We start from the raw sequence: 17,293 nt of genomic DNA on the forward strand, positions 1-17,293 counted from the left end.
GCCCCCGTCAATGCCCCATCAGCCAGTGCTGGTGTGGGCCCGGCAGGGTCCAGACCCCAAACAGCATCACCAGCACACCGCCCGCCACACGCACGCTGCGGCGCCTCAACAAGGCGTTTACCCGTTCGGCAGCCAGCCCGGTGGCCAGCAACACCGGCCAGGTTCCCAGGCCGAACGCGAGCATCAACGCCGCGCTGTACCCGGCGTTGCCCTGGCTGGCGGCCCACAGCAGGGTGCTGTAGACCAACCCGCACGGCAGCCACCCCCACAAGGCACCCAGCAGCAACGCCCGGGGCAGGCTGGACACCGGCAACAAGCGCGACGCCACCGGCTGGATATGCCGCCACAGCCCGCGCCCCAGGGCTTCGATGCGGGTCAGCCCGCTCCACCAGCCGGCCAGGTACAGCCCCATGGCAATCAACAACAGCGCTGCCACTACCCGCAGCCCCAGGGCGGCGGGGCTGTTGGCCACCGCCCAGCCGGCCAGGCCGAGCAGCAGGCCGGCGCTGGCATAACTGAAAATGCGCCCAAGGTTGTACGCCAGCAGCAGGCGCAAGCGCCGGCTACGTTGTTCCGGTGGGATGGCCAGGGTCAGCGCGCCCATCAGGCCGCCGCACATGCCCAGGCAGTGGCCGCCGCCAAGCAGGCCCAGGACCAGTGCCGAGCCCAGCAGGGGAAGCAGGTCAGGCACGGGGTGGTGGTTCCTTGTCGGTATCGCCCGGTGTGTCGTCAGGCTTCACCGCGGCCTGGTGGCGCGGGTCCTGGTCGTCGAACAGGATGCTGTGGGCAGGGCCTTCGAGGTCGTCGTACTGGCCGCTGTCCACTGCCCAGAAGAAGATGTACACGGCCACGCCGACCAGCAGCAAGGCTGCGGGGATCATGACATAGAGGGCGGGCATGGTGTCTTCCTCCCGGGCAGGGGTGCTTCGGTTTTCGGCAGGTTCGATGCCAACGGCATGCGGGTCAGGCGCAGGGCATTGAGCACCACGATCAGCGAGCTGACCGACATGCCGATGGCGGCCCACACCGGGGTGATCCAGCCAAGCGCGGCAAACGGCAACATCAGGCCATTATACAGGGTGGCCCACAGCAGGTTCTCGAGGATGTTGCGACGTGTGCGGCGGGCCAGGTCCAAGGCCTGCACCAGTGCCTGCAGGCGGTTGGACAGTAGCACGGCGTCGGCGCTGGTCTTGGCAAGGTCGGTGGCGCTGCCCATGGCAATGCTGATGTCGGCGGCGGCCAGCACCGGCACGTCGTTGACCCCGTCGCCGAGCATCAGCACCTTGCGCCCGGCCGCCTGCAGCGCCTTCAGACGATCCAGCTTGTCGTCCGGGCGCAGGCCACCAATGGCCTGGTCGATGCCCAGTTGCGCGGCCACCTCGGCGACCATCGGCGAACTGTCGCCCGACAGCAGCAGCGTGCGCCAGCCTCGGGCCTTGCAGGCGGCGAGCAGCGCCGGTGCGTCGTCGCGCAGCCGGTCGTCCAGGCCAAACCACGCCAGAGGCCCGTGGCGGTCACCCAGCAGCAGCCACTGGCCGCGTGGTTCCGGCACGGCGGGGATTTGCGCAGCGCTCAGGGCGCAGACGAAGGTGGCCTGGCCGATACGCAGGCGTTGGCCGTCTACTTGCCCTTCCAGGCCCAGACCTGGCACGGTCTGCACGTTTTCGGCCGGTATGGCGGTGCGGCCGAAGGCGCGGGCGATCGGGTGTTCGGAGCGGTTTTCCAGGGCGGCGGCCAGGGCCAGGCAGCGGTCAGCGGGCAGGTTGCCGAGCGGGCGAATGCTGCGCAACGTGAGGCGGCCTTCGGTCAGGGTGCCGGTCTTGTCGAAAATCACCGTGTCGATCTGGTTCAGGCCCTCCAGTACATGGCCGCGGGTTACCAGCAGGCCCAGCTTGTGCAAGCTGCCGGTGGCGGCGGTCAGCGCCGTTGGCGTGGCCAGCGACAGTGCGCAAGGGCAGGTGGCCACCAGCATGGCCAGCACGATCCAGAAGGCCCGTGCAGGGTCCAGGTACCACCACCACAGGCCGATGGCCACGGCAGCCAGCAGCGAGAACAGCAGGAACCATTGCGAAGCTCGGTCGGCGATTTCGGCCAGGCGCGGCTTTTCGGTCTGAGCGCGTTCCAGCAGGCGGACGATGGCCGAGAGCCGCGAATCGTGGCCGAGTGCTTCGACTTCCACGTTCAAGGTGCTTTCGACATTCAGCGTACCGCCGGTGACCCGTTCGCCCACCCGGCGTGGTTGCGGCAGGTATTCGCCGGTGAGCAGTGATTCGTCCACGCTGGAGCGGCCTTCGACAATGCGCCCGTCGGCGGGGATCACCGCGCCGGGCAGCACTTGCACCGTGTCACCGCAGTGCAATTCGCTGAGCAGGATGCGCTCGCTGCGGCCGATGGCGTCCAGGCGCAGGCACGAGGCCGGCAGCAGGTTGACCAGCTGAGCGGTGGCCGCAGCCGTGCGTTCGCGGGCGCGGCGCTCCAGGTAGCGGCCGGTGAGCAGGAACAGGGCGAACATGCCCACTGTGTCGAAATACAGCTCGCCGCTGCCGGTGATGGCCGTCCAGATGCCGGCGCCGAAGGCCAGGGCGATGGCCAGCGACACCGAAACGTCCATGGTCAGGTGGCGGGTGCGCAGGTCGCGCGCCGCGCCCTTGAAAAAGGGCGCGCAGCTATAGAACACAATGGGAATGGTCAGGAACAGCGCCACCCAGCGCAGGATGGTGTGCAACTCGGGGGACAGGTCGATGTTGAATTCTGGCCAGGTGGCCATGGTCGCCATCATTGCCTGGAACCACAGCAGCCCTGCCACGCCCAGGCGGCGCAGGGCGCTGCGGTTCTCGCGGGCCAGCTGCTCGGCGGCCTGGTCGGGCTGGTAGGGGTGGGCGGCATAGCCGATCTGGCGCAACTCGGCGAGCAGGCGTGAAAGTGGCAGTTGCTTGTCGTCCCAGCTCAGCAGCAGGCGGTGGTTGGAGAGGTTCAGGCGCGCCTCGGCGACACCGGGCAGGTTGCGCAGGTGCTTTTCGATCAGCCAGCCGCAGGCGGCGCAGCTGATGCCTTCGACCAGCAAGGTGGTTTCGGCCAGCTCGCCCAGGTGGCGCACGAAGCTTTGCTGCACGTCGCTGCGGTCGTACAGGGCCAGTTCGTCTTGCAACTGCCTGGGCAGGGCCTCGGGGTTGGCGCTGTTGTCACTGCGGTGCTGGTAGTAGTGCTCCAGGCCACCGGCGACGATCGACTCGGCCACCGCCTGGCAGCCGGGGCAGCAGAACTGCCGCGGCTGGCCGAGGACCACGGCGGTGAAGCGGCTGCCGGCGGGGACGGGCAGGGCGCAGTGGTAGCAGGGGGTGGGCTGGGTCATAAGGTAAGCACGACTGCTCAGGCAGATATGAAACCCTGTGGGAGCGGGCGTGCCCGCGAAAGCGTCAGGCCTGAAAACACCTTTGCCTGAGCTACCGCATTCGCGGGCATGCCCGCTCCCACAGGGATTTGCGATGATGCTACTGTTGGTGCTCGGCACCTTGCAGGGCTTCGTCACCCAGCTGCAAGGTCACACCATGTTCCACTTTTTCCTCTTCGAACAAGCGCCACACCTGGCCCCCTTCGCTGCCCAGCAGTTCCACAAAGCGCCGCCCGTCGACCTTGTCCTCCAACTGCCCCACATAGCGCCCCGCGTCGACCCTGCTCAGCAGCACCCTGCGGTCCTTCTCCGGCTGCGTGGGCGAAATCAGGTTCAGCTCCAGGTTTTGCGGGCCGCTGCTGCCGGTCAGGCGCAGGTCCACTTCGCCGGTCAGCTCGTCCAGGTGCACGCTGGCTTTCAGGCCCAGCTGCTGCGCCAGCAGCTCGCGGTCCAGCGAGCGGTTGATGCCTTTGCCTGCCTCGTAGTAGTTGTCGTTCACCAGATTGTCCGGGTTGCGTACGGCAATGCTGACCATGGTCAGGCTCAGGCACACCGAGGTGGTGAGGATACCAATGATGATCCAGGGCCAGAGGTGCTTGTACCAGGGGCTGGCGGCAGTGGCGGCAGGCATTGTGCGTTATCTCTCTTAGCGGATCTGTGGGCCGATGAAGCGGCTCTTGGCTTCAACCTGGGCGTCGCTGTCGTCGGCGCTCTTGAGGGTGAAGGTGATTTCATTGGTGGTCGATGGCAGTTTCTCGGGTGCGACCGACAGCTGCACCGGCAGGCTGACGATATCACCGGCAGCCACGCGGATTTCGCGCTGGCCTTCGAGCTTGAGGTCCGGCAGGCCGACGGCATCCAGCACGTACACATGGTCGCGCTGGTCCTTGTTCATTACCTTCAGGCTATACACGTTCTCGATCCGGCCCTGGGCGTTCTCGCGGTACAGCACGCGGTCCTTGCTGACGTCGAAGCCAACCAGCGAACGGGTGGCAAAGGCGGTCGCCAGGCCGACAATCATCACCAGCAGCACCGCGGCATAGCCGATCAGGCGCGGGCGCAGCATGTGGGTTTTCTGCCCGGACAGGTTGTGCTCGGTGGTGTAGCTGATCAGCCCTTTGGGGTAGTTCATCTTGTCCATGATGCTGTCGCAGGCGTCGATGCACGCCGCGCAGCCGATGCACTCGATCTGCAGGCCGTCACGGATGTCGATGCCGGTAGGGCAGACCTGCACGCACATGGTGCAGTCGATGCAGTCGCCCAGGCCCTGGGCCTTGTAGTCGGCGTCTTTTTTACGTGGCCCGCGGGTTTCGCCACGGCGCGGGTCATAGGACACGATCAGCGTGTCCTTGTCGAACATCACGCTCTGGAAGCGGGCGTAGGGGCACATGTACACGCACACTTGTTCGCGCAGCCAGCCGGCGTTGCCGTAGGTGGCGAGGGTGAAGAAACCGACCCAGAAGTAGGCCCAGCCATCGGCCTGGCCTGTAAAGAATTCGATGACCAGCTCGCGGATGGGCGAGAAGTAGCCGACAAAGGTCATGCCGGTGACAAAGCCGATTAGCAGCCACAGGCTGTGCTTGGCGAACTTGCGCAGGAATTTGTTGCCGCTCATGGGGGCTTTGTCGAGCTTCATGCGCTGGTTGCGGTCGCCTTCGGTGACCTTTTCGCACCACATGAAAATCCACGTCCACACGCTTTGCGGGCAGGTGTAGCCGCACCACACACGGCCTGCGTACACGGTAACGAAGAACAGGCCGAAAGCGGCGACGATCAAAATGCCCGACAGCAGGATGAAGTCCTGCGGCCAGATGGTGGCGCCGAAGATGTAGAACTTGCGTTCGGGCAGGTTCCACCACACGGCCTGGTGGCCGCCCCAGTTCAGCCATACGGTGCCGAAGTACAGCAGAAACAGCACTGCACCGCCGACCATGCGCAGGCGGCGGAACAGGCCAGTGAAGGCGCGGGTGTAGATCTTTTCCCGGGAGGCGTAGAGGTCGACGGAATCCTTCCCTTTGCTGGCAGGCGGGGTCACATCATGTACCGGAATTTGCTTGCTCATCATCAAGTCCCACGGCAGTGGAGAAACGCCGCAGCCAGTGCGTGCCGGCCGCAGTCTCGCGCAATCTGCTAGCGCTCTGCGGTCCATGATACGCCGCTGATGGCAGTATGGGGCCGCACTGCGACCTTTAGTCGCGTTGGGTTCGTGGTATGAATCGTGTTATGGCGGGTGTCAATTGATCCAGGTCATCCTGGGTGGCATTTGCCGGCCCTTTCGCGGGCAAGCCCGCTCCCACAAGTCACCCGTTGTTCCGGATTCGGTGGTGTACCTGTGGGAGCGGGCTTGCCCCGCGAAGAGGCCAGGCCTGCTTACTCGGCCTTGGCCTGCGCCTGATCCCGTTGCGACAGGCTGTAGACATAAGCGGCCAGCAAATGCACCTTGTCGTTACCCTGCAGCTGTTCTTGCGCCGGCATCTGCCCTTGGCGACCATAGCGAATGGTCTGCTGCAACTGGGCAAAGCTCGAACCGTAGATGAACGCCTGCGGGTGGGTCAGGTTCGGGGCACCCATGGCTGGGGTACCTTTGCCTTCCGGCCCGTGGCAGGCCACGCAGTTGGCGGCGAAGATCTTCTGCCCGTTCTCGGCATCGGCCTTCGCGCCCTCAGGCAGTGTGCGGCCATCGAGTTTGCTGACCACGAATGCAGCCACGTCGGCCACGCCCTGATCACCGATCACTTCAGCCCAGGCTGGCATTACGCCGTGGCGGCCGCCCATGATGGTGGTCTTGATGGTTTCCGGCTCGCCGCCCCAGCGCCAGTCGTTGTCGGTCAGGTTAGGGAAGCCGAAGGCACCCTTGGCATCGGAGCCGTGGCACACGGAGCAGTTGGAGGCGAACAGCCGCGCGCCCATTTTCAGCGCCTGAGGGTCCTTTGCCACCTCCTCGATGGGCATGGCGGCGAACTTGGCGAAGATCGGCCCGAAGCGAGCGTCGGCCTTGGCCATTTCCTTTTCCCACTCGTGCACGCCGGTCCAGCCCGCCTGGCCGTTGGAAAACTCGGTCTGCTTGTCGTTATCCAGGTACGAGTAGCCCGGCAGGATGCCTTTCCAGTTGCCCAGGCCCGGGTACAGCACCAGGTAGCCGAGGGCAAAGATGATGGTGCCGACGAACAGCCAGAACCACCATTTTGGCAGCGGGTTGTCATATTCCTCGATGCCATCGAAGGCATGCCCGACGGTTTCGTCGGTCACCTCTTCGCGCTGGCCCTTGCGGGTCGACAGCAACAGCCAGGTCAACGAGAAGATGGTGCCCAGGGTCAGGACGGTAACGTACAGACTCCAGAAGGTTGTCATTGTTTTTTGCTCCCAGAAGCTTTTGCTTGCTCGACGTGCCGGGTGGCCTCGGGGTCATCCGCGAAGGGCAGTTGGGTCGCTTCGTCGAAGTCCTTTTTACGCCGTGGGTTGAACACCCACAGCGCCAGGCCCACGAAGGCCACCATCACCACGACGGTGCCCAGGCCGCGAATCATCCCGATATCCATCAGCGTCACCGTTTGCTCTTGATGATGGTGCCAAGACCCTGCAGGTACGCGACGATGGCGTCCATTTCGGTCTTGCCCTTGACCGCGTCACGCGCGCCGGCGATGTCGGCATCGGTGTACGGGGTACCGAGTGTGCGCAGCACTTCCAGCTTCTTCGCGGTGTCCTTGCCGTCGAGCTTGTTCTCGACCAGCCACGGGTAGGACGGCATCTTCGACTCCGGTACCACGTTGCGCGGGTTGTACAGGTGCGCGCGGTGCCAGTCATCGGAGTAGCGGCCACCCACCCGGGCCAGGTCCGGCCCGGTGCGCTTGGAGCCCCACAGGAACGGGTGGTCCCACACGCTCTCGCCGGCCACCGAGTAGTGGCCGTAGCGCTCGGTTTCGGCGCGGAACGGACGGATCATCTGCGAATGGCAGCCTACGCAGCCCTCGCGGATGTAGATGTCGCGGCCTTCTACCTCCAGCGCGGTGCGCGGCTTCATGCCTTCAACCGGTTTGTTGGTGACGTCCTGGAAAAACAGCGGGACGATCTGGGTCAGGCCACCGACGCTGACGGCGATGACCATGAAGAAGGCCAGCAGGCCTATGTTCTTCTCGACGGCTTCATGCTTCATCAGTGCGCTCCCACAACGACGATCTTGGCGGCTTCTTCAGCCTGTGCCGGGTTGGCGGCACGTACGGTACGGAACACGTTGTAGGCCATCAGCAGCATGCCGCTGGCGAAGAACGCACCGCCCAGGGCGCGGACGATATAGCCAGGGTGGCTGGCCTGCAGGGCTTCGACGAACGAGTAGGTGAGCGTGCCGTCATCGTTGATGGCGCGCCACATCAGGCCTTGGGTGATGCCGTTGACCCACATCGAGGCGATGTACAGCACGGTGCCGATGGTGGCCAGCCAGAAGTGCGCGTTGATCAGGCCAATGCTGTGCATCTGCTCGCGACCGTAAAGTTTCGGGATCATGTGGTACACGGCACCGATCGAGATCATTGCCACCCAGCCCAGGGCGCCGGCGTGGACGTGGCCGATGGTCCAGTCGGTGTAGTGCGACAGGGAGTTCACGGTCTTGATGGCCATCATCGGGCCTTCGAAGGTGGACATGCCGTAGAACGCCAGGGACACGACCAGGAAGCGCAGGATCGGGTCGGTGCGCAATTTGTGCCAGGCACCGGACAGGGTCATCATGCCGTTGATCATGCCGCCCCAGCTTGGCGCCAGCAGGATGATCGACATCACCATGCCCAGCGACTGCGCCCAATCGGGCAGCGCGGTGTAGTGCAAGTGGTGCGGGCCGGCCCAGATGTACAGGGTGATCAGCGCCCAGAAGTGCACGATCGACAGGCGATACGAGTAGATCGGCCGCTCGGCCTGCTTGGGCACGAAGTAGTACATCATCCCCAGGAAGCCGGTGGTGAGGAAGAAGCCCACGGCGTTGTGGCCGTACCACCACTGGATCATTGCGTCGGTGGCACCGGCGTAGGCCGAGTACGACTTGAACAGGCTCACCGGCAGCGAGATGTGGTTGACGATGTGCAGCATCGCGGTGACCACGATGAAGGCACCGTAGAACCAGTTGCCGACATAGATGTGCTTGGTCTTGCGCTTGACGATGGTGCCGAAGAACACCAGCCCGTAGGTGACCCAGACGATGGCCAGCAGGATCGCCAGCGGCCACTCGAGCTCGGCGTATTCCTTGGTGGTGGTGTAGCCCATCGGCAGGGTGATCAGCGCGCCGACGATCACCGCCTGCCAACCCCAGAAGGTGAAGGCGGCCATGCTGTCGGAGATCAGCCGGGTCTGGCAGGTGCGCTGGACCACGTAGTAGCTGGTGCCGAACAGCGCACAGCCCCCGAAGGCGAAGATCACCAGGTTGGTGTGCAGCGGGCGCAGGCGGCCGAAGCTGGTCCAGGGCAGGTCCAGGTTCAGTTGCGGCCATACCAGCTGCGAGGCGATGAAGACGCCGAGGCCCATGCCAAGGATCCCCCAGACCACCGTCATGATGGCGAACTGGCGGACGACCTTATAGTTATAAGCAGTCGGACTGATTGCTGTGCTCATTCTAAGGTTCCACGGTTTTGATGTTCTTGTTGGTCGAAAAATCGGCGCCAGTATTGATAACCAGCAAGGCTACTGCAACGCAACTTTGGTACGCCGACCCGTGTCCGGGCCCGTTCACTGATGTCCCGCAGCGAATGGGTCCGGACGATTGTACACAAATAAATATTTGTAATGTGTACCGTTTTTCACCTTTTTCTGATCGATCGGTCAAGCTTTTTCAGGGGCGGCGACAGGCTATGCGCCGCGTCTGCTTCAGTCCTTTCGGAGCGAAGCCCACTGAGGCAACAAGCTTAGTTGTGTTCGGAGGGGGTGCAAGGGAGGGGGGCGGTGGGGGGGTATGGTTTGAGGGGGATGGTGGGGCGGGGGTGTAAGGTTTGATGGTTATGGTGGGGCGGGGGTGTAAGGTTTGATGGTTATGGTGGGGCGGATATCGAGCGCCGCCCGCGCGGCGCATCGCGACGCAAGGCCGCTCCCACATTTGTTTCGGGCCAGTTCCTCCTGTGTCAGGGGCGCGCGACCGCCTTGTTGGTACGACGCGATATCGAGTCATGCGCCAAGGCGTTCGCGCGCAAACGCCACAGGAATAATTGGCCTGAAACAAATGTGGGAGCGGCCTTGCGTCGCGATGCGCCGCGCGGGCGGCGCTCGATCTCACAGACGCCGAACCTCTCTCGGCGAACTCATTTGGCAGTCACGGTTTCAGCAGCACTCTCCTGCGACAGGCTATACACATAAGCCGCCAGCAGGTGCACCTTGTCATTGCCCTGGATATCGGCCTGCGCCGGCATCTGCCCTTGGCGACCATAGCGAATGGTCTGTTGCAGCTGGGCAAAGCTCGAACCGTAGATGAACGCCTGCGGGTGGGTCAGGTCGGGTGCGCCCATGGCAGGGGTACCCTTGCCTTCGGGCCCGTGGCAAGCCACGCAGTTGGCCGCGAAGATTTCCTTGCCCTTGGCAACGTCAGCCTTGCTCCCTTCAGGCAGGCTGCGACCGTCCAGGTTGGTCAGCACGAATGCGGCCACATCGGCCACGCCCTGCTGGCCGATCACCTCAGCCCAGGCCGGCATCACGCCGTGACGGCCATTCATGATCGAAGCCTTGATGGTTTCTGCTTCGCCGCCCCAGCGCCAATCCTTGTCGGTGAGGTTGGGGAAGCCGAAGGCACCCTTGGCGTCCGAGCCGTGGCACACCGAGCAGTTGGAGGCAAACAGGCGGCTGCCCATTTTCAGCGCCTGCGGGTCCTTGGCGACTTCCTCCACCGGCATGGCGGCGTACTTGGCAAAGATCGGCCCGAACCTGGCGTCAGCCTTGTCCATCTCTTTTTGCCATTCGTTGGCGCCGGTCCAGCCATTTTCATAGCCCGGCAAAATGCCTTTCCAGTTGCCCAGGCCCGGGTAGAGGATCAGGTAGCCGACCGAGAACACCAGGGTGCCGACGAACAGCCAGAACCACCACTTGGGCAGCGGGTTGTCGTACTCCTCGATGCCGTCGAAGCTGTGGCCCATGGTCTGGTCGGTGGTGTTCTTGCTCTCGCCCTTGCGGGTGGCGAGCAGCAGCCAGGTCAGGCCGATCAGGCTACCGATGGTCAGTACGCTGATGTACGTACTCCAGAAGGTGGTCATTGCCCGTTACTCCTTGCAGCAGTCGTGGCAGCAGGTTCCTGCCCGCTAGTGGGCAGGTGGTCGTCGACGAAGGGCAGCAGGCGCGCTTCGGCGAAATCACGGTCGCGGCGGCGGTTGAATACCCACAGGGAGAGGCCAATGAAGGCGATCATCACCACCAGGGTGCCCAGGCCGCGGATCATGCCGATGTCCAGTTCCATCGCATTTACCTCTTGTTCTTGATCGCGGTGCCGAGCACCTGCAGGTAGGCGACCAGTGCATCCATCTCGGTCTTGCCTTTGACTGCGTCACGGGCGCTGGCAATGTCGTCGTCGCTGTACGGCACGCCCAGGGTGCGCAAGGTGCGCATCTTGACGTCGGTGTGGCTGTTGTCGACCTGCTGGGCGACCAGCCACGGGTACGACGGCATCTTCGACTCCGGCACCACGTTGCGCGGGTTGTACAGGTGCGCGCGGTGCCAGTCGTCCGAGTAGCGGCCACCGACCCGGGCCAGGTCCGGCCCGGTGCGCTTGGAGCCCCACAGGAACGGGTGGTCCCACACGCTCTCGCCGGCCACCGAGTAGTGGCCGTAGCGCTCGGTTTCGGCGCGGAACGGGCGGATCATCTGCGAGTGGCAGCCCACGCAGCCTTCGCGGATGTAGATGTCGCGGCCTTCCAGTTGCAGCGCGGTGTAGGGCTTCATGCCTTCCACCGGCTTGTTGGTGACGTCCTGAAAGAACAGCGGGACGATCTGGGTAAGGCCGCCGATACTGACGGCGAACACCATCAGCAGGGCCATCAGGCCGACGTTTTTCTCGATGACTTCATGTTTCATCAGGCGTTTCTCCTCAAGCCAACTGGGCGTTCGCAGGGGCGACGTCAAGCGCTGGCGAACGCACGGTGCGCCAGGTGTTCCAGGCCATCAGGAACATGCCGCTGAGGAAGATCGCGCCGCCGACGAAGCGCACGACAAAGCCTGGGTGGCTGGCCACCAGGGTTTCCACGAACGAATAGGTGAGCGTGCCGTCGCTGTTGACTGCCCGCCACATCAGGCCCTGGGCGATGCCGTTGACCCACATCGAGGCGATGTACAGCACGGTGCCGATGGTGGCGAGCCAGAAGTGCGCGTTGATCAGGCCAAGGCTGTACATGCGTTCCTTGCCGAACACTTTCGGGATGGTGTGATACAGCGCACCAATCGAGATCATTGCCACCCAGCCGAGGGCGCCGGCATGCACGTGGCCGATGGTCCAGTCGGTGTAGTGGGACAGGGCGTTGACTGTCTTGATGGCCATCATCGGGCCTTCGAACGTGGACATGCCGTAGAACGCCAGCGATACCACCAAAAAACGCAGGATCGGGTCGCTGCGCAGTTTGTGCCAGGCGCCCGACAGGGTCATCATGCCGTTGATCATGCCGCCCCAGCTCGGTGCCAGCAGGATCAGCGACATCACCATGCCCAGCGACTGCGCCCAGTCAGGCAGGGCGGTGTAGTGCAGGTGGTGCGGGCCGGCCCAGATGTACAGGGTGATCAGTGCCCAGAAGTGCACGATCGACAGGCGATAGGAATACACCGGGCGCTCGGCCTGCTTGGGCACGTAGTAGTACATCATCCCCAGGAACCCGGCAGTCAGGAAGAAGCCTACGGCGTTGTGGCCGTACCACCACTGCACCATCGCGTCGGTGGCACCGGCGTACACCGAGTACGACTTGGTCAGGCTGACCGGCAATTCCAGGTTGTTGACGATGTGCAGAAGCGCCACGGTGAGGATGAAGGCACCGAAGAACCAGTTACCCACGTAGATATGCTTGGTGTTGCGCTTCATCAGCGTGCCGAAGAACACGATGGCGTAAGCCACCCAGACGATGGTGATCAGGATATCGATCGGCCATTCCAGTTCGGCGTATTCCTTGGAGCTGGTATAGCCCAGCGGCAGGCTGATGGCCGCCAGCAGGATCACCAGTTGCCAGCCCCAGAAGGTGAACGCGGCCAGGCCCGGTGCGAACAGGGTGGTCTGGCAGGTGCGTTGCACCGAATAATAGGAGGTGGCAAACAGCGCGCAGCCGCCGAAAGCGAAGATCACCGCATTGGTATGCAGGGGGCGCAGGCGGCCGAAGCTGGTCCAGGGGAGGTCGAAGTTGAGGGAAGGCCAGGCAAGCTGGGCGGCGATGAAGACGCCGAGCCCCATCCCGACGATTCCCCACACCACCGTCATGATGGCGAATTGGCGGACCACCTTGTAGTTATAGGCGGTACTGCTGGTTGTGTTCATGTATGGGTTCCCATCCACGGTTATTTGGCAGGCTTTACAGCGAGGCAAGCATGATTAATGGGCAAAGTGCCGGTATTGACGGGGATCAATGGGCGAAGGTCGGAAATGTCCCAGGCTTGCGCTGCGATCTTCCACAGGTTCAGGGCAAGGACGGCTACAGGGGCTGCCTGATCCTGGCCCATGGTGCAGGTGCGCCGATGGACAGCGGGTTCATGGACGAAATGGCGCAAAGGCTTGCGGCGCTTGGGGTAGCGGTGGTGCGCTTCGAGTTTCCGTACATGGCCGAACGCAGGGTTACCGGCGGCAAACGGCCGCCGAACCCACAGAAGGTGCTGCTTGAATGCTGGCGCGAGGTGTACCGGCAGGTGCGACCTTTGGTCGCGGGCAAGCTGGCCGTGGGTGGCAAGTCCATGGGCGGTCGCATGGCGAGCCTGCTGGCTGACGAATTGGGCGCGGATGCGCTGGTGTGCCTGGGCTATCCGTTCTACGCGGTGGGTAAACCCGAGAAGCCACGGGTGGAACACCTGGCCGGGCTGAAAACACCGACGTTGATCGTGCAGGGCGAACGGGATGCGCTGGGTAACCGCGAGGCGGTGGCGGGGTATGCGTTGTCGCCGGCAATCGAGGTGAGCTGGCTAGTGGCGGGTGACCATGACCTGAAGCCGTTGAAGGCCTCGGGGTTCAGCCATGAGCAGCATATGCAGACGGCGGCGGAACGCGTTGCTGATTTCCTGAAGGATTAGTGCCGGCCTCTTCGCGGGCATGCCCGCGAAGAGGCCGGCACAGGCTGACGCTTAGTCGCGGTACTCGCACAGGTAAGCGGTATCCACCTTCACCTGCAGCTGGAACTTGCTGTCGGCGGCAACATTGAACTTGTCGCCCGCATTGAAGGTTTCCCAGTTGTCGCTACCTGGCAGCTTGACGGTCAGGGCGCCCGATACCACGTGCATGATCTCGCGCTTGGCAGTGCCGAACTCGTATTCGCCCGGGGCCATGACGCCGACAGTGGCGGGGCCTTCTTCGCCCGCGAATGCGATCGACTTGACGGTGCCGTTGAAGTACTCGTTGACCTGGAACATGGGCGACTCCTGAAAAGGGGGGATGAAAAAGGGCTGGCCAGTATGCCCAAGCCCACAGGCCTCGTCATCTGCTTTCAGGGGCTGTTGGCGGGCAGGGTCAACGGTAGTAGCCGCGCCGTGTTGCGCGCATCTTCAAGGGCCCGGTGCTGCTGCCCGCAAAAGTGCATGCCGGCCAGGTGCAGGGCACCGTTCAGGCCGGTGGGGCGCTGCAGGTGGCGGGCCTTGGCAAAGCGTTGCTTGAGGTTGATGTGCGGCAACGTCCGTAGCAGGCTGTCGAGCCCGTGCAGCTGCCACTCCTGGTGCAGTTGCTGGCGGTCGTAGTCGCCCCAGCTGACCCAGGCCTGAAGCTGCTCACGGTGGTGCTCCAGCCAGCGCTCGAAGCTTGCCCACACCTCGCGAAACGGTGCAGCGCGATCCACATCATGTTGGCTTATGTGCGTCAGTTCGCGGCAAAACGGGGTCAGCTGTGGCCGCCGGCGTGGCCGCACGAAACACTGAAAGTGGTCGACCTCGCGGCCATCGCGGGTGACCAGGCTAGCGCCGATTTCAATGACTTCCATCTCTGTAACCGGCCATCCACCCTCGTCGGTGGTGGCTTCCAGGTCGATTACCAACCAATGGCCCATACCAGGCTCCCTTGCAGATCCTGCTAGAGCGTAGCCAAAGTCCGCGCATACGGCATCCCGTGGCATATTGCCGCCTGCTTTGGCACAACGAGCGCGCTCCAGCAGTTGTGCCGCTTCCGGAAAACGCCTAGCTTAAGCGGACCCAGGCATGAACCGTGATGAGCGTCCGTCTTGACTCCAGCACCCGGCCTCAAGGCTTTGTCCACCCTGATGTTGCTGGCCGTGTATTGGCTAGCGGTGCCGGCATGGGCTGCCGATGCCGTCGAAGTGAAGATTGGTGCGGCCCATTTCCCGCCCTACACGGTGCGCCCTGAACAGGGGGCTGACACCGGCCTGTTGCCGCAATTGGTCGATGCGCTCAACCGCTTGCAGCAGGGTTACCACTTCGTCCTGGTGCCCACCTCCATCCAGCGGCGTTTTGGCGACTTCCAGCAAGGCCGTACCGACATGGCGATTTTCGAAAACCCGCAATGGGGCTGGGAGCAGATTGCCCACCAGACCGTGGACATGGGCCTGGAGGACGCCGAAGTGTTCGTTGCCCGCCAGGCCAATGGCAGCGACCCGTCGTACTTCGATGACCTGCGCGGCAAACGTTTGGCATTGTTCAACGGCTATCACTACGCGTTCGCCCGCTTCAATTCCGACCCGGACTACCTGCGCACAACCTATAACGCGACCCTGACCTACTCCCACGACAGCAACCTGCTGATGGTGCAGGCTGGGCGCGCCGACATCGCCCTGGTCACCCGCTCGTACCTCAGCGATTTCCTGGCGCGCAACCCGGCCAGCAGGGCGCAGCTGCTGCCTTCGCAACGCATCGACCAAATCTATCACCACTACGCCCTGCTGCGCCCGGGGGCGCCTATCGACGAGCAGTCGTTTGCCCGCCTGCTGCGCGACCTGCGTGCCAGCGGTGAACTGGCCCGAATCTTCGAGCCCTACCGCATCACGGTCTCGGTGCCCAAGGACTAAATTCACGCACTTTCGCAACGTTCTCAGCAGTGAGCCTTTTCTTCATTTTTCGTGAGACAAGCCATGCCGTTCGATGCCGCTTCGCAGCCCCTGTCACCGCCACGCTGGCGCAGCCTCAGTGCCGAGGAGGGTGACAGCTGGCTAGGCCTCTCCCTCGAAGGTCGCCCACTGATCCAGGTGCGCCTGGAGGCGGGCGCTACCCTGCACGTTCACCTTGAGCGCCTGTGTCCCGAGCGCCCTTATCAAGCCTTGTGGTCGGCCTGCTATTGGTTGTTGTCCCGTGATACCACCTGTCAGCGCCTGGTCTGGCACTTGCCCGAAGTGCAGCCGCAGGCGCTGGCCAGTGGCTTGCTGCGAGTGGCTGAGCAGCCGGGCCAGTATCTGTGCGAGCGGGCGCTGTTCTGGCAGCTGCCACAGCCCTGGCTGGGCGATGCGCAGGCTGCGGTTTACCCACAGCAGATGCAGATCAGCAACGGCAAGCGCCACCCATGCCGCGCGCCCAAGCCCCGTGGTGAGGTATACCGGCGCTTCGATGCGCGGCTGGGTAGCTGGGTGTCGCTGCGCACGCTGGAGATCGAACATGACCTGGAGCGCTTCAACCGCTGGCAGAACAACCCGCGGGTGGAGGCGTTCTGGCAGGAGGGGGGCACGCTGGCCCAGCACCGCGAGTACCTGGACAAGCTCGAGGCCGACCCGCACACCCTGACGCTGATCGGTTGCTTTGACGATGAGCCGTTTGCCTACTTCGAGGCTTACTGGGCCAAGGAAGACCGCATTGCGCCGTTCTACCCGGCCGATGATTACGACCGCGGCATACACATGCTGGTGGGGGAGGAGAACCACCGAGGGCCGCACAAGGTGGCCAGCTGGCTCTCGGCGCTGGTGCACTACCTGTTCCTGGATGACCCGCGTACCCAGCGGGTGGTGGCCGAGCCGCGTGCCGACAACGGCAAGATGATCGGCTACATGCACGACCAGTGCTTCCACTGCGACAAGGAGTTCGACTTCCCGCACAAGCGTGCGGCGCTGATGATTCTGGGGCGAGAGCGGTTTTTCGAGCGCTGCAAGCTGGCTTGATACCGAGTTGGCTTCTTCGCGGGCATGCCCGCTCCCACAGGATCACCACAGGCTTCAAGAGCAGTGGGGTACCTGTGGGAGCGGGCATGCCCGCGAAGAAGCAAACCCTGTGTGGTCAGGCCTGCCGGTTGGCCGTCTTGCGGCAATGCACCAGCGCATCGCGGATCATGAAGTTGACCAGTGTCGGCGATACCCCCAGCTCTTTGGCAATGTCTTTCTGCGGCACGCCATGCAGGCGGTACATCTCGAACGCATAGCGGGTGCGCTGCGGCAGTTCGTTCAGCGCCTGGGCAATGTCATCCAGCGCGGCAAGGTTGATGTGAGTGGCTTCGGGCGAGGCGTTCTGGATGACCACGTTCAGCCCTTCCTCCTCGCTGCCGGAGTATTTCAGCTCCATTGCCTGCTTGCGGTAGTGGTCGATCGCAAGGTTGCGCACGATCTGGAACAGGTAGCTGAGCTGCGCCTTGAACGACGAGGTTATCTGCGGGGCGGCGTTGAGCCGGAAGAAGGCATCCTGCACCACATCTTCGGCGCGCGAGCGGCAGCCGGTGATGCGTGCAGCGATCTTGACCAGGATGCTGCGGTTGTCGACGAAGGCCTGCAGTAATGGTGAATCGCACTTACTTGTGGATAGTTGTTCCGCCATGGAAATCACCTTGTCACAGAGGGGAAAGGAGGC

At 63.6% G+C, this 17,293-nt stretch carries 19 protein-coding genes; 3 read left to right on the forward strand and 16 right to left on the reverse strand.

All coding sequences use genetic code 11. The features are described from left to right. Positions 1-7: 7 nt before the first annotated feature. From CKW35_RS22630 to ccoN (CKW35_RS22695), 13 genes are all read right to left on the reverse strand, one after another. Positions 8-691 carry a sulfite exporter TauE/SafE family protein gene (locus tag CKW35_RS22630; protein ID WP_095116933.1) on the reverse strand — a complete coding sequence of 228 codons (684 nt, stop codon included), beginning with the start codon at positions 689-691 and terminating at the stop codon, positions 8-10. Beyond that, on the reverse strand, positions 684-899 hold the full coding sequence (gene ccoS, locus CKW35_RS22635) for a cbb3-type cytochrome oxidase assembly protein CcoS (RefSeq protein WP_016488346.1): 216 nt from the start codon (positions 897-899) through the stop codon (positions 684-686). The genes CKW35_RS22630 and ccoS overlap by 8 nt, the downstream gene beginning before the upstream one ends. Next, positions 878-3,352 (reverse strand): heavy metal translocating P-type ATPase, encoded by a 2,475-nt coding sequence (locus CKW35_RS22640; RefSeq protein WP_016488345.1) that lies wholly within the window; start codon positions 3,350-3,352, stop codon positions 878-880. Before CKW35_RS22640 ends, ccoS begins: the two co-directional genes overlap by 22 nt. Before the next feature lie 139 nt (positions 3,353-3,491). Continuing rightward, on the reverse strand, positions 3,492-4,022 hold the full coding sequence (locus CKW35_RS22645; RefSeq protein ID WP_016488344.1) for a FixH family protein: 531 nt from the start codon (positions 4,020-4,022) through the stop codon (positions 3,492-3,494). 15 nt (positions 4,023-4,037) lie between these two features. After that, the gene (ccoG, locus tag CKW35_RS22650; RefSeq protein WP_060519318.1) at positions 4,038-5,453 is read right to left on the reverse strand and encodes a cytochrome c oxidase accessory protein CcoG; all 1,416 of its coding nucleotides are present in this window, start codon (positions 5,451-5,453) and stop codon (positions 4,038-4,040) included. A 308-nt stretch (positions 5,454-5,761) separates the two neighbouring features. After that, on the reverse strand, positions 5,762-6,742 hold the full coding sequence (gene ccoP, locus CKW35_RS22655) for a cytochrome-c oxidase, cbb3-type subunit III (protein WP_016488342.1): 981 nt from the start codon (positions 6,740-6,742) through the stop codon (positions 5,762-5,764). After that, positions 6,739-6,930: a CcoQ/FixQ family Cbb3-type cytochrome c oxidase assembly chaperone gene (locus CKW35_RS22660; RefSeq protein ID WP_024718181.1), complete on the reverse strand. Its 192-nt coding sequence runs from the start codon at positions 6,928-6,930 to the stop codon at positions 6,739-6,741. The genes ccoP (CKW35_RS22655) and CKW35_RS22660 overlap by 4 nt, the downstream gene beginning before the upstream one ends. Before the next feature lie 5 nt (positions 6,931-6,935). Further along, positions 6,936-7,544: a cytochrome-c oxidase, cbb3-type subunit II gene (gene ccoO / locus CKW35_RS22665; RefSeq protein WP_016488340.1), complete on the reverse strand. Its 609-nt coding sequence runs from the start codon at positions 7,542-7,544 to the stop codon at positions 6,936-6,938. Then, positions 7,544-8,986, reverse strand: a complete 1,443-nt coding sequence (gene ccoN / locus CKW35_RS22670; protein ID WP_016488339.1) for a cytochrome-c oxidase, cbb3-type subunit I — start codon at positions 8,984-8,986, stop codon at positions 7,544-7,546. Before ccoN (CKW35_RS22670) ends, ccoO (CKW35_RS22665) begins: the two co-directional genes overlap by 1 nt. A 680-nt stretch (positions 8,987-9,666) precedes the next feature. Next, complete coding sequence (ccoP, locus tag CKW35_RS22680; protein WP_023048603.1) at positions 9,667-10,608, reverse strand: cytochrome-c oxidase, cbb3-type subunit III; 942 nt, start codon at positions 10,606-10,608, stop codon at positions 9,667-9,669. Beyond that, positions 10,605-10,808, reverse strand: coding sequence for a cbb3-type cytochrome c oxidase subunit 3 (locus tag CKW35_RS22685; RefSeq protein ID WP_016488337.1), 204 nt, complete (start codon positions 10,806-10,808; stop codon positions 10,605-10,607). Before CKW35_RS22685 ends, ccoP (CKW35_RS22680) begins: the two co-directional genes overlap by 4 nt. 5 nt (positions 10,809-10,813) lie before the next feature. Beyond that, positions 10,814-11,422: a cytochrome-c oxidase, cbb3-type subunit II gene (gene ccoO / locus CKW35_RS22690; RefSeq protein WP_016488336.1), complete on the reverse strand. Its 609-nt coding sequence runs from the start codon at positions 11,420-11,422 to the stop codon at positions 10,814-10,816. A gap of 13 nt (positions 11,423-11,435) precedes the next feature. Continuing rightward, on the reverse strand, positions 11,436-12,860 hold the full coding sequence (gene ccoN / locus CKW35_RS22695; protein ID WP_016488335.1) for a cytochrome-c oxidase, cbb3-type subunit I: 1,425 nt from the start codon (positions 12,858-12,860) through the stop codon (positions 11,436-11,438). A 50-nt stretch (positions 12,861-12,910) separates the two neighbouring features. Here ccoN (CKW35_RS22695) and CKW35_RS22700 point away from each other — a divergent pair, with 50 nt between their 5' ends. Continuing rightward, positions 12,911-13,603, forward strand: coding sequence for an alpha/beta family hydrolase (locus CKW35_RS22700; protein WP_016488334.1), 693 nt, complete (start codon positions 12,911-12,913; stop codon positions 13,601-13,603). A gap of 51 nt (positions 13,604-13,654) precedes the next feature. On the opposite strand, the gene CKW35_RS22705 is transcribed toward CKW35_RS22700, so the two are convergent. Both CKW35_RS22705 and CKW35_RS22710 read right to left on the reverse strand, forming a co-directional pair. Further along, entirely contained in the window at positions 13,655-13,939 is a 285-nt protein-coding gene (locus CKW35_RS22705; RefSeq protein WP_016488333.1) for a pyrimidine/purine nucleoside phosphorylase, read from the reverse strand. A gap of 74 nt (positions 13,940-14,013) precedes the next feature. Further along, positions 14,014-14,565, reverse strand: coding sequence for an exonuclease domain-containing protein (locus tag CKW35_RS22710; RefSeq protein ID WP_016488332.1), 552 nt, complete (start codon positions 14,563-14,565; stop codon positions 14,014-14,016). Between the two features lie 171 nt (positions 14,566-14,736). Here CKW35_RS22710 and CKW35_RS22715 point away from each other — a divergent pair, with 171 nt between their 5' ends. After that, positions 14,737-15,537: an ABC transporter substrate-binding protein gene (locus tag CKW35_RS22715; protein ID WP_095116935.1), complete on the forward strand. Its 801-nt coding sequence runs from the start codon at positions 14,737-14,739 to the stop codon at positions 15,535-15,537. A 63-nt stretch (positions 15,538-15,600) separates the two neighbouring features. Next, complete coding sequence (locus CKW35_RS22720) at positions 15,601-16,614, forward strand: GNAT family N-acetyltransferase (protein ID WP_095116937.1); 1,014 nt, start codon at positions 15,601-15,603, stop codon at positions 16,612-16,614. Positions 16,615-16,729: 115 nt separating this feature from the next. On the opposite strand, the gene CKW35_RS22725 is transcribed toward CKW35_RS22720, so the two are convergent. Next, positions 16,730-17,260, reverse strand: a complete 531-nt coding sequence (locus CKW35_RS22725) for an RNA polymerase factor sigma-70 (RefSeq protein ID WP_023048844.1) — start codon at positions 17,258-17,260, stop codon at positions 16,730-16,732. Positions 17,261-17,293: the final 33 nt, after the last annotated feature.

Source organism: Pseudomonas sp. Irchel 3F3 (assembly GCF_900187545.1).
Taxonomy (GTDB): domain Bacteria; phylum Pseudomonadota; class Gammaproteobacteria; order Pseudomonadales; family Pseudomonadaceae; genus Aquipseudomonas; species Aquipseudomonas fortuita.